General features: G+C 46.2%; 14 protein-coding genes. 9 read left to right on the top strand and 5 right to left on the bottom strand.

Going from position 1 to position 14,561, the window contains the following annotated elements:
* Window positions 1–484 precede the first annotated feature (484 nt).
* From DIJ65_RS11815 to DIJ65_RS11790, 6 genes are all read left to right on the top strand, one after another.
* Window positions 485–1,693: an acyl-CoA dehydrogenase gene (locus tag DIJ65_RS11815; protein ID WP_117302402.1), complete on the top strand. Its 1,209-nt coding sequence runs from the start codon at window positions 485–487 to the stop codon at window positions 1,691–1,693.
* A gap of 17 nt (window positions 1,694–1,710) precedes the next feature.
* On the top strand, window positions 1,711–2,775 hold the full coding sequence (locus DIJ65_RS11810; protein ID WP_071152191.1) for a phosphotransferase family protein: 1,065 nt from the start codon (window positions 1,711–1,713) through the stop codon (window positions 2,773–2,775).
* Between the two features lie 107 nt (window positions 2,776–2,882).
* Window positions 2,883–4,079, top strand: a complete 1,197-nt coding sequence (locus tag DIJ65_RS11805) for a cytochrome P450 family protein (protein ID WP_117302404.1) — start codon at window positions 2,883–2,885, stop codon at window positions 4,077–4,079.
* 88 nt (window positions 4,080–4,167) lie between these two features.
* Window positions 4,168–4,575: a DUF2512 family protein gene (locus DIJ65_RS11800; RefSeq protein WP_071152190.1), complete on the top strand. Its 408-nt coding sequence runs from the start codon at window positions 4,168–4,170 to the stop codon at window positions 4,573–4,575.
* A 138-nt stretch (window positions 4,576–4,713) separates the two neighbouring features.
* The gene (locus DIJ65_RS11795) at window positions 4,714–6,015 is read left to right on the top strand and encodes a DUF2254 domain-containing protein (RefSeq protein ID WP_117302405.1); all 1,302 of its coding nucleotides are present in this window, start codon (window positions 4,714–4,716) and stop codon (window positions 6,013–6,015) included.
* A gap of 3 nt (window positions 6,016–6,018) precedes the next feature.
* Complete coding sequence (locus DIJ65_RS11790) at window positions 6,019–7,119, top strand: mechanosensitive ion channel family protein (RefSeq protein ID WP_230321399.1); 1,101 nt, start codon at window positions 6,019–6,021, stop codon at window positions 7,117–7,119.
* 40 nt (window positions 7,120–7,159) lie between these two features.
* On the opposite strand, the gene DIJ65_RS11785 is transcribed toward DIJ65_RS11790, so the two are convergent.
* The 3 genes from DIJ65_RS11785 to DIJ65_RS11775 form a co-directional block, all read right to left on the bottom strand.
* Window positions 7,160–7,723 carry a hypothetical protein gene (locus DIJ65_RS11785; protein ID WP_117302407.1) on the bottom strand — a complete coding sequence of 188 codons (564 nt, stop codon included), beginning with the start codon at window positions 7,721–7,723 and terminating at the stop codon, window positions 7,160–7,162.
* Between the two features lie 3 nt (window positions 7,724–7,726).
* Window positions 7,727–8,629 carry a cation diffusion facilitator family transporter gene (locus DIJ65_RS11780; RefSeq protein ID WP_117302409.1) on the bottom strand — a complete coding sequence of 301 codons (903 nt, stop codon included), beginning with the start codon at window positions 8,627–8,629 and terminating at the stop codon, window positions 7,727–7,729.
* Window positions 8,630–8,694: 65 nt separating this feature from the next.
* Window positions 8,695–10,011, bottom strand: coding sequence for a hemolysin family protein (locus tag DIJ65_RS11775; protein WP_117302411.1), 1,317 nt, complete (start codon window positions 10,009–10,011; stop codon window positions 8,695–8,697).
* A 296-nt stretch (window positions 10,012–10,307) separates the two neighbouring features.
* On the opposite strand from DIJ65_RS11775, the gene chrA reads away from it, so the two are divergent.
* The 3 genes from chrA to DIJ65_RS11760 are packed head-to-tail and all read left to right on the top strand — an operon-like array spanning window position 10,308 to window position 13,372.
* Window positions 10,308–11,477, top strand: a complete 1,170-nt coding sequence (gene chrA / locus DIJ65_RS11770; RefSeq protein WP_260678703.1) for a chromate efflux transporter — start codon at window positions 10,308–10,310, stop codon at window positions 11,475–11,477.
* 17 nt (window positions 11,478–11,494) lie between these two features.
* The gene (gene kynU, locus DIJ65_RS11765) at window positions 11,495–12,748 is read left to right on the top strand and encodes a kynureninase (RefSeq protein WP_117302413.1); all 1,254 of its coding nucleotides are present in this window, start codon (window positions 11,495–11,497) and stop codon (window positions 12,746–12,748) included.
* Window positions 12,749–13,372 (top strand): cyclase family protein, encoded by a 624-nt coding sequence (locus tag DIJ65_RS11760; RefSeq protein ID WP_117302415.1) that lies wholly within the window; start codon window positions 12,749–12,751, stop codon window positions 13,370–13,372.
* 45 nt (window positions 13,373–13,417) lie between these two features.
* Here DIJ65_RS11760 and DIJ65_RS11755 read toward each other — a convergent pair whose 3' ends face one another.
* Together DIJ65_RS11755 and DIJ65_RS11750 are read right to left on the bottom strand one after the other, a co-directional pair.
* Window positions 13,418–13,852 (bottom strand): arsenate-mycothiol transferase ArsC, encoded by a 435-nt coding sequence (locus tag DIJ65_RS11755; RefSeq protein ID WP_117302417.1) that lies wholly within the window; start codon window positions 13,850–13,852, stop codon window positions 13,418–13,420.
* A gap of 176 nt (window positions 13,853–14,028) precedes the next feature.
* On the bottom strand, window positions 14,029–14,550 hold the full coding sequence (locus DIJ65_RS11750; protein ID WP_117302419.1) for a universal stress protein: 522 nt from the start codon (window positions 14,548–14,550) through the stop codon (window positions 14,029–14,031).
* Window positions 14,551–14,561 lie beyond the last annotated feature (11 nt).

The following is a 14,561-nucleotide window of genomic DNA, read 5'->3' as shown; positions in this document are numbered from 1 at the left end:
CTTCGTCAAACTGTATAAATCTACCAAATGGACAGTGCTACCTTTATTCGGGTGCTTCCCTTTTTGGCAAAAATAATTGAAAAATTGTGACTGAATATTTCGTCAGTTTTTATGCAACACTAGTGAATTTTTATGCATAATAAAAAACCATGGATGCGTCGTGCAAATCGCAGTCCATGGTTCCCGGGCATAATGGAAGAAGCGTATCGTCAGCGATACACGGAGCGGGATACTATGGACTGGATCTGCTGTGTCGTTGCAATGAATAGAATAGCCATAATACCCCACCTCTTTCCTCAAGTTATCTTTAAGATACCGGATTATTCTGAAATGGTCAATCCCTTTTTTATTCATGATTCCAATTTTTAAGAGAATTCGGAAGAAGGGCTTCCAAAGTCTTGCAAACAATTAATAGAAGCGCTACCATTAAACTAATATTCTGAACATACCAACTGGTCAGTATAAAAGAAAGGTGGAACTTATTTTGGATTTTTCCTATTCGCAGAAGACACAGGATCTGCAGCAACGCTTAACGAGTTTTATGGAAGAGCATGTTTATCCGAACGAAAGGGTTTATGAAAAACAACTGAATGAGCAGCAAAACCGCTGGGCGCAAGTGCCTCCCATTATGGAAGAACTGAAGCAGAAAGCGAAAGAGCAGGGGCTGTGGAATTTGTTTCTCCCGGACAGCGAATATGGTGCCGGCCTCAACAACCAGGAATACGCGCCGCTGTGTGAAATCATGGGCAGGTCGCTGATCGGTCCGGAAGTTTTCAATTGCGGCGCACCGGATACCGGCAATATGGAAGTACTGGTACGGTACGGAACTGAAGAACAGAAATCGCAATGGCTCCAACCGCTTTTGAACGGGGAGATCCGCTCATGTTTTTCGATGACCGAACCGGATGCAGCATCGAGTGATGCAACGAATATTTCTGCAACCATTACTAAAGATGGGGACGAATGGATCGTCAACGGCCGCAAATGGTGGTCCTCAGGGGCAGGCGATCCACGTTGCAAAATCGCCATCGTGATGGGCAAGAACGATCCGGATGCAGCGAAATATGAACAGCAGTCCATGATTTTGGTCCCTTTGGATACGCCAGGAGTGACGATTGAACGTATGCTGCCGGTTTTCGGCTACGACCACGCACCACATGGACATGCGGAAATCAATTTTGACAATGTTCGTGTGCCGGCGGGCAACATGATTTGGGGCGAAGGGAAAGGATTTGCGATTGCCCAGGGAAGGCTCGGGCCCGGCAGAATCCATCATTGCATGCGCCTGATCGGGGCGGCAGAACGCGCACTGGAAGAAATGTGTGGGCGCGTCCAGGAAAGGTCACCTTTCGGCAAGCCGCTGGCGAACCAGGGAGTCATCCGTGAATGGATCGCTGATTCACGCATCGACATTGAACAGGCACGTCTTTTGACGCTGAAAGCGGCCTATATGATGGATACCGTCGGCAATAAAGAAGCGAAAGCGGAAATCGCCATGATTAAAGTCACAGCACCGAGTATGACGCTGCGCGTCATTGACCGCGCAATCCAGGCTTTTGGTGCAGCGGGCGTCAGTGACGATTTCACACTTGCGGCACAATGGGCGAATGCACGGACGCTGCGACTGGCGGACGGACCGGATGAAGTACACAGAAGCCAAATCGCCAAATTGGAATTAAAAAAATATCTATAGGAAACGAGGGAGAACCAGTGGGGGATTTTACGCAAGCAACGATTCCGGTTAGAAAAGGGGAAGAAATTAACCTGCAAAAACTTGAAGAATTTCTTCGCTCGTCAATTGGAGGACTGCCCGAAGGTGAACTTGAAATTCGCCAATTTGGCGCGGGCCATTCCAACTTAACCTATGCACTGAAAATTGGTGAATGGGAAGGGGTTCTCCGTAAACCGCCGCTTGGGCCAGTGGCTCCGAAAGCGCACGATATGGAAAGGGAATTCAAAATTCTGCAGTCGCTTGCGCCGATTTTTCCTGCAGCCCCAAAACCATATGTGTTTTCGGAAGAAACTTCTATAACTGGCAGTCCATTCTTCGTTATGGAAAGGCGGCATGGGATTGTGCTGGACACCGAATTTCCAGAAGGAACAGAAACGACTGCAGAACTCAGCAGGAAAATTTCCGAAAAAATGGTGGATACGCTGGTAGAGCTTCATGCCATCGATTACAAAAAAACGGCGCTTGCCGGCATGGCGAAACCGGAAGGATTTATGGAACGGCAGGTCAATGGGTGGATTGGCCGTTATGAACGTGCGAAAACAGATGATATCGAAGAGGTAGAAGCTCTGAAAAAATGGATGCTGGCCAATATACCGGAATCACAGGAACCAACAATCATCCATTACGATTTTAAATTGAATAATGCGTTGTTCAGTGAAGATTATACGGAAATAACCGGACTTTTTGATTGGGAAATGGCAACTGTCGGTGACCCGCTTGCAGATTTGGGTGCAGCAATGAGCTACTGGATCCAGGCGGATGATCCGGAACTTCTGAAAAAGGGAATGGGCAAACCGCCTGTTACTGTCAAGGAAGGATTTTACACACGTGAGGAATTTATTCACCGCTATGCGGAAAAGAGCGGCCGGGATGTTTCTCAAATTGATTTTTACCTGACGTTCGCTTATTTTAAACTGGCAGTCATTGTCCAACAGATTTATTTCCGGTATAAAAATGGTCAGACACAGGATCCGCGATTTGCGAATTTCGATCGATTCGTTAAAAGCCTGATCCGCTATGCACTTGGAGCCGCAACAAAATAGATTGGAGTAAAGAGAAGGCCGGAATTTACGGCCTTTTCTTTTTTAGGTGATTTGACGGAGAAAAAAACGGACGGCAGCGGGTATGAATAGAGAAAGGAGGCGATCTGGTGGACGTCAATAAATACGGCCAGCAATTATTCTCAGAAGGATTTGTGGAAAATCCCTATCCATATTACGCACAATTGCGTCGGGTGAATCCGGTTTATAAAACCCGGTTCCCGGATGGCCAGCACGGATGGTTGATTACAGGCTATACGGAAGCGGTGGAGGCATTGAAGGAGCCGCGTTTTATCAAGGACTTCAGCAAGCTTTACGGAGGTTCGATGGACGAAATGAGTGTATTTACACAGAATATGCTTTTTTCTGATCCGCCAGATCATCGCCGTCTCCGGGGATTTGCGCAAAAAGCCTTTACTCCAAGGGTCATCGAAGGCATGAAAGAGCGGATAGAAGAAATAACCGATCAGCTGTTAAACGACATGGAACAAAAAGAGGAAGTCAATCTGATTGACGATTTCGCTTTTCCATTGCCAATTATCGTTATTTGCGAAATTCTTGGTGTGCCTTCGGAAGACCGCGATAAGTTTCGGATCTGGTCGAATTCACTTATTGAAGGAAGCAGCGGTGAGCCCGGAGTCAGTATTTATCAGCACATGAATGATTTTATCCGCTATCTTGGGGAATGGTTCAGTGAAACAAGGCGGGAACCGAAGGACGACCTGATCAGCAAGCTGATAACAGCGGAAGAAGCCGGTGACCGGCTAACGGAAAAAGAGTTATATGGGCTAGTGACCTTATTGATTATTGCTGGCCACGAGACCACGGTCAATTTAATAGGCAACAGTTTTTTGAACTTGCTAAAGCATCCGGAACAGAAAGAGCTGTTAAGGAGAAATCCGGAACTGATTGACCAAGCAATCGAGGAATCATTGCGTTTCGATGGACCAGTTGAATTCAGTACATCAAGATGGGCAAGTGAAAACTTTCAATTTGCCGGAAAAGAAATCAGGCGGGGGGAATTAGTGGTAGTTGCTTTGAATGCAGCGAACCGCGATTCTGATAAATTCCAAGACCCCGAAGTATTCAATATCAGCCGGGAAAAGAACCCGCATCTCGCTTTTGGAACAGGTATCCATCATTGTCTCGGAGCGCCGCTTGCACGGCTCGAGGGAAAGATAGCAATCAGCAAGCTGTTGGACCGTTTTCCGAATGTGAGATTGCGTGTGCCGGAAAGCGAACTTGTCTGGAGACCGGGAATGATCGTTCGTGGTGTTAAAGAAATTCCGGTGACAGTAAAAGAATAAGTGCTTTATAAAAAGTGGAAAAATAAGGTTTAAGTCTTGCGAAATGGGTAAAGAATACTAAAATATTCTACAGAAAGGAGTGGAATCAATGAATCACGCAAAAGCACTGGTAATCAAATTCCTGATGATTGCAGTCGTCCTCTTGATTATCTTGACTTTATTCTTTGATGTTCCGTTCATGGATACTATTTGGATCAGCTTAGCGCTGACAATAATAGCTTATTTGATGGGTGACCTGATGATTTTCAGAAAAGCAGGTGACCGCTCCGAGCAGAATAAGCGCAATGCCATTGCGACAGTTTCGGATATTGTTGTGGCTTTTCTTGTAATATGGCTGCTTGGCGATGCACTGGTGGGCAATAACGTCGATATCATTACGCCTGCGATTATCTCTGCAATCGTTATCGGAGGCGGAGAATGGTTCTTCCACAAGTATCTGGACAGCAGTATTTTTCCGGAGAAACACGATACAGCAAACACTGCACATACCCGTTGAACTTTTGAGCTCCTGACTGTCAGGGGCTTTTTTATTTTGTGCGAGCCAGTTGAAAAAGTGAAAACCGGGCTTAATGTGTTTGTCACAGGCAACAACAGGGGAAATATTTGATATAGAAATAATTAGGGGGAAGCGGCGATGAAAAAATTCACTTTATGGATCAAAGAAAAGTTATGGGTGACCCCTGCTGCCTACAGCATACTTGCAGTAGCATTATCGATCATCTTCTTTTACATCGATTTGCATTGGATCGACGCGATGAGTGAATACATACCATCAATACTCCTGACAAACGTTGATTTGGCAAAAACAATCATGGGGAGCTTATCCGGTGCGTTGCTGACAATGACGACTTTTACGTTTTCCACCATTCTGGTCGTGCTGACAATGTATTCCTCACAATTCTCGCCCCGAACATTGAAGAATTTCGTCCATGACCGACTGACGTGGAGAGTACTGGGCATATTTCTTGGCGGTTTTATCTATAACACCCTGTCGCTGCTGTTCATGAGGGCGCATCTTTACAGTCACGATGTGATTTCCACTTTTGTGGGCATCCTGATAGCATTCTTCTGTCTCGCGACTTTTGCCTATTTTATTCATCATATTTCCTCCACAGTCCAGGTTGGGAAGCTCATTATCGAATTGGTCGATGATACGGAGCGGGTCGTGGGTAAATTCGATAAACTCGAGTCAGGCAGTGCCAGTTCCGGTGCGGGCTGGAAACCGGATGGCATCAAGCAAACCATCATGGCAGGAAAGACCGGATTCATTGGTTATATCTATTTTGAAAAATTGCAGGATTTTGCCCAAAAAAAGAATATGGAAATTGAAGTGCTTTCCTGCATCGGTGAATATGTCCATGAAAATAAACCGCTGGTCAATATCTTTAAGGCGGATTCCGACGATTTTCCTGTCGATGAATTTTTCGTGTTCGGCGAAGAACGAACTTCCGAACAGGATATTGAATTTGCCATGCAGAAACTTGTCGAAATTGGCTTGAGGGCCATCTCGCCGGGCATTAACGATCCTAACACTGCAAATGATATTATTGTCCGCCTCGGCAATCTGCTCGGTAAAATAGGGAATCTCAGTACAGGTGGATTGGTGTTCACTGACAAGGAAGGCAATGGACGCGTACTGTACCCGTTGCCGAAGTTCGAGGAAATTCTGTATAAAGTTTATTACCAGATCGCCTATTATGGAAAAGATGATATTTCAGTAATGTCGGCAATAACAGATTCATTGGTAGTTACCGCTGAATCAACCTCTTCAGAACGATATGAAGATTTGTGGGACATTCAATTATATGTGCTGGAGGCAATCAATCCCCAGGAAATGAAGTCTCTGGACCGCAAGTTCCTGCAGGGGAAAGTGGACAGACTTGCTGACCAGCTTGGAAAGTCTTCAGTCAATTTGCTGATGTTAAAAGGGAATTGATTGATGCAATTTTCATCAGATGAAAGGAAAGAGGCGATGACAATGGACAATGGCCAGATCTTCAGGGGCATAGAAATGCTGAAGGATTTATCGGTTAGGGAATTTTTCATGTTCTTCGTCTATCTCTCTTTGATTTTCGTCATCAAGCTGGCAATTGAGTGGACCCTGAAAATGATTTTAAAACGAACGCCATACAAGAAAAGGTTTATACCGATTATTGAAGCCATCCTGAACTGGCTGGCTTTCTACAGTTCCATTATTTTGTTCTTGTTCTATTTCTGGAAGGAAAGATGGCTTACCTATCCGTTTTACGAGACCGATGGCGTTGAGGTGACTATTTTCCTGATCGTGGTAGTCGTAATGATTGTGACTTTTGCGAGCCGCATCATCAAGACATTCACGCGTCATGTAATGCCTTATATATACGAGCAATTTGATATCGATGTCGGGTTGAGTTTTACCATCAACCGACTGATTTACTACACAGTCATGTTTCTTGCCCTAGCGTTAAGCTTCACCACAGTCGGACTTGATCTCACGGCATTGGGCGTCGTTTTCAGTGTCCTGGGCATAGGGATCGGTTTCGGTGTCCGCAATATCGCCGCTAACTTTGTATCAGGCATCATCATTCTTTTCGAACGGCCGATGGAAGTCGGGGAAATGGTGGAAATTGATAAAAAAATAGGGAAAATTAAAAGGATCAAATTGCGCTCCACAGTGGTGGAAACCTTAAAGGATGGAACAATGGTGGTACCGAACCAATATTTTATCGAGCAGATTGTAAAAAATCGTTCCAGTGCCGAATTGTTCGCCCGGGTAGAGGTCAGTGTCGCTTATGGCAGTGATACGGCGAAAGTCGAGAAGTTGATCTGTGAAGCTGCAGAAAAGGAAATGTCTGCGATGGATGGAGTCCCGGAGAATCAGCAGCCGGATGTGCGGTTCATCGGATTCCGGAATTCCGCATTGGATTTTCAGGTGGAGGTGCACGTCACCGATGTCGAGATGAAAGAGCGGCTCGAAAGCAGGCTCCGCCATGGGATTGCCGGCTTATTCTTTGGAAATGATGTGAAGCTGGCAGCAGCACAGCCCCCGCTGAATAGTTAAAGCCCTTTGCCTGATAGGCAAAGGGCTTTTCGAGTACCAGTTATTCTTCCCGGATTCGTTCATGGGAGCCGCCGGACCGCTGTACATTATTGATGATGCTGCCGCTCATCGTGAGGATGGATCCACCGGACATATCAATGACTGTGCCATTGTTCAAGTAAAAGACAATTGAGTCTACTTTGGTTACGCCATTTTCCTTGATGATGCGTTCTTCGATTTTTTCGAAATCCGTCCAATCATATTTGTCGGAAGTTATCGCCAACGGGGCATTATAGACGAACTGTTCTGAAGTTATGTAATAATAGTCGGTCAATGAAAAGCTGAGCCCAAGAACCCCCAAAACGGCTAATGCAAGAGCAGTGCCATATTTTTTCAGCTTCTGTTCGACAGTAGCCAGGACAATCAAAGCACCCGCCAACAGCGCAAGGCCAATGCCCCCGGTGAGCAGCGATGCAGGGGATGTGCCGATTGCCAGCGCATCGGGAGTGATGAAGGTGGCTTTGATGGGGTAAAAAACAGCAACGGGCGCAACCAGAGCGGAAATCAACAAAATAACTGCAATGGCAATATAAACGATTTTCTTTTGGTCAACTAAATCATACATCACTTACTCCTCCTCTTGTGCCGGGTCGTCAAAGTCGGAATAGTCCGGCTCTATATGTACGAGCACGACACAATTGGGTTTCGATTTTTTTACTTTTCTTTCAATTTCTTCCGTTATCCAATGGCTTTCCGTTACATTCAACCGGGGATCCACTTCAATGGTCAAGTCCACAAACATGACATTGCCGTGATGTCTCCCTTTAAAGTCGCTTAATTTTCGGACACCGGGCACTTTTCGTATTATGACAGACAGGGTCTCGAGCTCATCTTCATTGAATGCGTCAGTCAAGGTCATCACCGATTCTTTGAATATGTCCAAAGCGGTTTTCAAAATAATCAGGCCGACGATAAAAGCTGTGATGACGTCGAGGACCGGTGCGCCGAGGATAGCGCCAACGATTCCAATCCCGGCACCGATGCTGACAACGGCATCGGACCGGTTGTCATAAGCCGCCGCTTTGACAGCGCTGCTGTTGATTTCACGGCTCAATTTCAAGTTGTAGCGGTAAACAGCATACATGACGATTGCGGAAAAGAAAGCGATTCCGGCAGTATACAAAGAAGGTTCCGTCTGTTCACCTGGATTTACTAAATTTCGTCCGGCCCCGAGCAGAACCTGGAGGCCAATGACCGCCATGATGAAAGAGGCCAACAGCGAAGCCACCGTTTCAGCGCGTAAATGGCCGTAATGGTGGTTTTCATCCGGCGGTTTCTGAGAGATCCGCAATCCCACCAATACAGCGACGGATGCAATGATATCAGTCAGGTTATTGAGTCCGTCGGCTTTCAGCGCTTCTGATGAGCCGGCAAAACCGAAAGCCAGTTTCAGGGCGCTGAGAAAGACATAAGCCCCTATGCTCAGCCAGGCGCCTTTTTCCCCGCGGCGTAAATTTGTGTATAATTCCATAAAGTTTCCTGCCTCCAAATCTTCGGGACAAAGTGAAAACGACCCCCGCATGAGAGTCGCTGTCGTTATTCATCCTGTTCAGCTTCATCAATTTTCTGAACTTCCAGGTAGAGGATATGATGGCCATCAACTTCTTTGATCAGAAATTCATATCCTTGTTCAATTATCTTTTCTCCGGGTATGGCATCAAAACTTTTGCTCATGATCCACCCGCCAATAGTATCGATGTCTTCTTCATCAATTTCTATATCCAGTATATCATTAATGCTGTCAATCAGCATCTTGGCACTGAAGATATAATGTGCATCTCCAATTTTTTGTACTTCGGGAACTTCTTCCATATCAAATTCATCCTGGATATCGCCGACGATTTCCTCGATGATGTCTTCAATTGTCACAAGCCCCGCTGTCCCCCCATATTCATCGCGCAGTATCGCCATATGAATGCGCTCACGCTGTATCTTCAGCAATAATTCGTTCAAGGGCATCGTGTCGATGACCTGGATAACGGGAAGCACAAAATTTTCAACGGCTTTATCGCCATTGAGCGGATTTCTGATATAGGCCGTAAGAAGATATTTCATATTGAGCACGCCAATGATATGATCCCTGTCTCCGTCGATGACGGGATAGCGGGTAAACTTCTCAATACCGGGAACTTCGAACACCTCTTTCAGAGTCAGTTCTTTTTCGATGATTTTCATCCCGGTCCTTGGAACCATTATTTCTTTGGCAATGCGTTCATCAAATTCAAAAATCTTATTGACGAATGCGAATTCCGAGGAATTGATTTCTCCACTTCTCAAACTGTCCGCCAACAGCAACTTCAGATCTTCTTCCGTATGTCCGATGTCCGACTGTGTAACCTGGCTGATGCCAAACCACCCCGTAATGATTCTCGACGCTTTATGAAAAAGCCAGATAAAGCCATACATAAGGTAATAGGAGGCAATTAATGGTTTGGCGATTGCCAAGGTGATTTTTTCAGCATTGTGGATGGCGATCGTTTTCGGGATCAGCTCACCAATTATCGACAAAATCGACAGTACAATGAAAAATGCAATCAGGAATGCCACTACGCCCGCAACATCGGTCTGCAACTGCAGGTTCGCAATCAGGGGAGTGATGATATCCAGAACGGCTGCGTGGCCAAGCCAGCCCAAACCGAGTACGGATAACATAATGCCAATCTGGCAGGCAGACAAATAATCGTCCACATTCGACAGGACGCGGCCGGCAGCTGCTGCATTTCTGTGGCCGTCTTCCATCAATTGGTCAATCCGGCTTTTATGTACTTTTACAATGGCATATTCACTTGCCGAAAAAAAGGCCGCAGTGCTGATAAGCAGAAAAAATGTAATTAAGTGTATGGCTATATCCAAATAATTCCTTTGCTTCAGTCAAAAAGGTTATGAGTGAAACAAAGTTTGCACCTCCTGGTTAAATAATTTGAATAGAAGATTAATACTTTATATGCCGCTTTGGCGCTGTTTTGCGGAATATCGACTTATGCAAATTATTATCTCAACAAATATAGAAATATAAAGTAATTCAATAATACGGCAAGGAAAATGAAAAGACAAATAATTCCGTAAAATGAAATTTACACAATTGTAATTTAAAACACATAAGCATTCAGTTATCCTTAATAGGAGATAAAGAAAAAGGAGGGGCTCCAGTGGCACAAAATAAATACCTGGAAATTCTAAAAGCATCCACCAAGCTTGGAATGACTTCATTTGGTGGTCCCACGGCCCATCTTGGATATTTTCGGAATGAGTATGTTGAAAAGCGGAAATGGCTTGATGATAAAGCTTATGCAGACATTGTTGCATTATGCCAATTCCTGCCAGGCCCGGCAAGTTCTCAGGTCGGTATTTCGATTGGGATGCTGCGGGGAGGGATTCTTGGAGGGTTCTTGTCATGGTTCGGTTTCACCATGCCATCTGTCCTTATACTGGCATTGTTTGCGATGTTCATTTCAGGAGGAGCTTTTGATACCGGTTGGATCCAGGGCTTAAAAATAGTGGCAGTTGCCGTTGTTGCCCATGCGCTGCTCGGGATGGGCAAGTCTTTGGTGCCGGACAGGCAAAGGGTGGCTATTGCCGTTTTATCGGCGGCAGCTATATTACTGGTGCCGACAGCCTGGGCGCAAATCGCAGTCATCATACTGGCCGGGTCAATCGGGTTCTTCATCTACCGCTACGAAAAAGCGCCGGAAGCTGTCCAATTGGTTCTTACTTTCGGCAAAAAGACCGGTATAGCTGCATGGACAATTTTCGCCGGATTATTGATCGGGCTGCCGTTGCTGCGACCCCTGATCGAATCGGGTTACTATGCGATTTTTGATATTTTTTACCGTGTCGGTTCGATTGTGTTCGGTGGCGGCCATGTAGTGTTGCCGATGCTTGAACGTGAAGTTGTGCCTGAATTTATGGATGCCGATACATTCATCGCCGGCTACGGTGCGGCACAGGCGGTTCCGGGTCCACTGTTCACGCTGTCAGCTTATCTGGGCCAATTGATGGGCAGTGGGTGGGGGGTATTCATCGCTGTCTTTGCCATGTTTCTGCCCTCGTTCCTGCTGGTCATCGGCACATTGCCGTTCTGGAGCATCATACGGACCAAATCCGGCGTCCAAGCCGCGTTGAAGGGAGTAAATGCAGCTGTGGTGGGCATTTTGCTTGCTGCGCTGTATGATCCCGTATTTGTTTCAGCGATAAACGGCCCGGCTGACTTTGCCGTTGCGGTAATCGCTTTTGCCATGTTAGTCTATTTTAAACTCGCCCCTTGGATTGTTGTTCTGATAACCGCAATTCTCGGCGCTGCAATGTATGCATTCCTATAGATGAAAGGAAGATGACTATGGCGACTGCCAGGGATTTGGATGAACAGGATGTGCTGAAAGATTTTAAAGAAGAGTTTTATATGGAAGACGGACAAATTTATATGGACGGAAATTCTCTCGGACTCATGTCAAAACGGGCCGAAGCAAAAATGCTCAGTTTGGTGGATAGCTGGAGAAGTTACGGAATCGACGGCTGGACAGAAGGGGACAATCCCTGGTTCACACTGGCAGAGGAGATGAGTTCGCGTATCGCTCCTTTTGTCGGTGCGAAGCCACATGAAGTGATGGTGACGGGCTCGATCACCTCAAACATCCACCAGATGCTGTCGACATTATTCCAGCCGACAGCAGAACGATCGGTTATCCTTGTCGATGAATTGAATTTCCCGTCGGACATTTATGCGGTGGAAAGCCATCTCCGCCTGCGCGGACTGAATCCGGAAATTGCCATGCGGAAAATTGAAAGCAGGGATGGCTATACATTGGAACTGGAGGATATTTTGGAGAAATTGACCGAAGATGTGTCAATTGTCCTGTTGCCGTCCGTGCTTTACCGGAGCGGGCAGTTGCTGGCGATTCGGGAAATAACGGAAGCCGCGCATGAAAAAGGGATCCTTGTTGGATTTGATCTTGCCCATTCGATAGGTGCCATGCCACACCGGCTTCACGAAGACGGCGTTGATTTCGCGGTTTGGTGCCATTATAAATACATGAATTCAGGACCTGGCGGGACGGGTGGCCTTTACATCCATGAGCGCCATCACCAGCTATTGCCGGGCAATGCCGGATGGTTCGGGTCTGATAAAACAAAGCAATTTGACATGACCCATCAATTTTCCAAAGCAGAAGGGGCAGGAGCATATCAAATCGGGACCCCGAATATCTTCAGTATGGCCCCGCTGCTGGGCAGCATTGAAGTTTTCGAGGAGGCCGGAATTTCGCGTGTCCGCGAAAAGTCGCTGCAGTTGACTCTTGCGCTGCGCAAAGGGCTGGCAGCGGGAGTTCCGGAATTGACTGATGTAACTCCTGAACAGGATGAGGATCGCGGTGGACATATTGCATTATCCCATCCCGAAGCGGCCAGAATCTGCAAAGCGCTGAAAGCGGAAGGCGTCGTGCCGGATTTCCGGGCACCGAATATCATACGTCTTGCGCCAGTTGCTCTTTATACATCGTTCGAAGATGTGGAACGTACAGTTAAAATTCTTGAAATGATCATGAATGAAGAATTATATAAAAACTACAGCAACGAACGAAATGTGGTGGCATAAATGAGTGTTAAGGAAATTTTCGACATTTCCATGGAACTGAACGATGAAACTCCGGAATGGCCGGGGGACCGGCCGTTTGAATATGCCCTTTCCGTGACCAAGGAACAGAGCGGATCAGTCAATATAGGGGAACTGAAATCCAGCACCCATATGGGAACTCATATAGATGCCCCTTTTCATTATGATGATCAAGGCCTGAGGATAGACGAAATGCCATTGGAAGTTTATCTTTCAACCGCCCAGGTGCTGGATGTGCAAGGGTTGGATAAAATTGGCGTAGAAAATATGCAGGAACCGGAAGATGGAGTGACCGCAGTTTTGTTGAAGACCTGCAGCTGGAAGAATCGCAGGGACTTTCCAAAGAGCTGGCCTGTTTTTTCGGAGGCCATCGCTGTGTGGATGAAAGAAAGGGGAATCCGGCTGCTCGGAGTCGACGTACCTTCGGTGGATCCGGAAACCAGCAAGGAGTTGCCGATGCATCATTCGATGAATACAAACGGGCGTTTTATTCTGGAGGGCATTGTCCTTGATGGTGTTGAGCCAGGAGTTTACCAACTATCCGCTTTGCCATTGAAAATAACAGGCGCAGAAGGAAGTCCCGTCCGGGCAGTGCTGTATCGCTGAAATGCAAAAAAATAAAACCTTCACCTTTTTTCGGGGTGAAGGTTTTTACATATAGTTTGAACGGAAATAAGTTTCCATACCTTTTATATTCATGGCAATTTCATCACAAATTTCCTGATATAATGCCCATTGTTCTGTTTCATCCAAAGACCGGAGCTCAGGATTCCTAATATTCCATCGCAGCAGTTTTTGAGCGGGCAAATCTGCCGGTATATCATCCTGCTCCAATTCCCCGTCATGCATAGCGATGATTAAATCCGCTCCGCTGACTTCATCGTGATTGTAGGATCTCGGTTCGACATCAGGCAGGTCAAGGATGATTTCCCTCATGACTTCGATAGGGGTTTCGCTGACTGAGGGCTGGCTCCAAGCGGCACTTCGGATTTCCCAATCCGGGAGTTCGAGGCGATTTGCCCATATCTCAGCCATTAGTCCACGGTGCTGGTGCGAAGACAGAAAGTAGACGGTTTGCTTAGACATGGCTGTTCTCCTTCTTCCTTGTTTTCGAGTTTTCTTGTATTTAGTAATGTTTACCCATATCCAGGCAAATTAAACTGTTGTTTTTGTGACGGAAATAGCACAAATGAGGTTAGTTGGACTTAGAAAGGGGAAATGCCCAAAGCATTCCTCTGCGATATCAACGCATCCAGACCTCGTCATTTCACTACCAGAACGGAGCAGGGAGATTCTTTCAGCAGTTTTTTGCTGACAGAACCGATAAAGAACTTTTGCAGTCCGGACTTGCCGCTGTTGCCGACCACGAGCAGATCAACTTTTTGTTCTTCAATAAAGGCTGGAATTGTTTTGGAAGCATTGCCTTCCAGTGCCAAAACATCTGCCTCAATCTTTTTTTCATCCAATTGCTGCTGAATAGAGTTGTGCATATGCTTTGAAAATTCGGAGGAGCGCTCCAGGGTGTCTTTCGGAACACGGCGCCCATTATTGTCACCGATTCCATAAGGCATAAATTGTGCATAGGTACTGTCGACTTCGGAAGATACTACAGGTGAAGAGGCATCACCAGCACTCATGAATCCGATGCTTTCCTCTGTTTCTTCGTTAACGTAGATGATTGATAACTGCAGTTCCGGAAAATCCTGTTTTAGTTCCATTGCTTTATCCAGCGCTATCCTGCTGCCGTCTGAACCGTCGTATGCCACGGCGACTTTTTTGAACATCATCTTCACCT

This window comes from Planococcus salinarum (assembly GCF_007004625.1).
Classification (GTDB): domain Bacteria; phylum Bacillota; class Bacilli; order Bacillales_A; family Planococcaceae; genus Planococcus; species Planococcus salinarum.
The sequence above is the reverse complement of the archived record's forward strand: the minus strand, read 5'-3'. Positions and strand labels throughout refer to the sequence as shown.

What these genes read in the sequence shown, in the direction of transcription:
- DIJ65_RS11760 (WP_117302415.1), top strand. Translation starts at nt 12,749, where the DNA reads ATGAGTGTTAAGGAAATTTTCGACATTTCCATGGAACTGAACGATGAA.
- DIJ65_RS11755 (WP_117302417.1), bottom strand. Translation starts at nt 13,852, where the DNA reads ATGTCTAAGCAAACCGTCTACTTTCTGTCTTCGCACCAGCACCGTGGA.
- kynU (WP_117302413.1), top strand. Translation starts at nt 11,495, where the DNA reads ATGGCGACTGCCAGGGATTTGGATGAACAGGATGTGCTGAAAGATTTT.
- DIJ65_RS11800 (WP_071152190.1), top strand. Translation starts at nt 4,168, where the DNA reads ATGAATCACGCAAAAGCACTGGTAATCAAATTCCTGATGATTGCAGTC.
- DIJ65_RS11750 (WP_117302419.1), bottom strand. Translation starts at nt 14,550, where the DNA reads ATGTTCAAAAAAGTCGCCGTGGCATACGACGGTTCAGACGGCAGCAGG.
- DIJ65_RS11780 (WP_117302409.1), bottom strand. Translation starts at nt 8,629, where the DNA reads ATGGAATTATACACAAATTTACGCCGCGGGGAAAAAGGCGCCTGGCTG.
- DIJ65_RS11790 (WP_230321399.1), top strand. Translation starts at nt 6,019, where the DNA reads ATGCAATTTTCATCAGATGAAAGGAAAGAGGCGATGACAATGGACAAT.
- DIJ65_RS11795 (WP_117302405.1), top strand. Translation starts at nt 4,714, where the DNA reads ATGAAAAAATTCACTTTATGGATCAAAGAAAAGTTATGGGTGACCCCT.
- DIJ65_RS11785 (WP_117302407.1), bottom strand. Translation starts at nt 7,723, where the DNA reads ATGTATGATTTAGTTGACCAAAAGAAAATCGTTTATATTGCCATTGCA.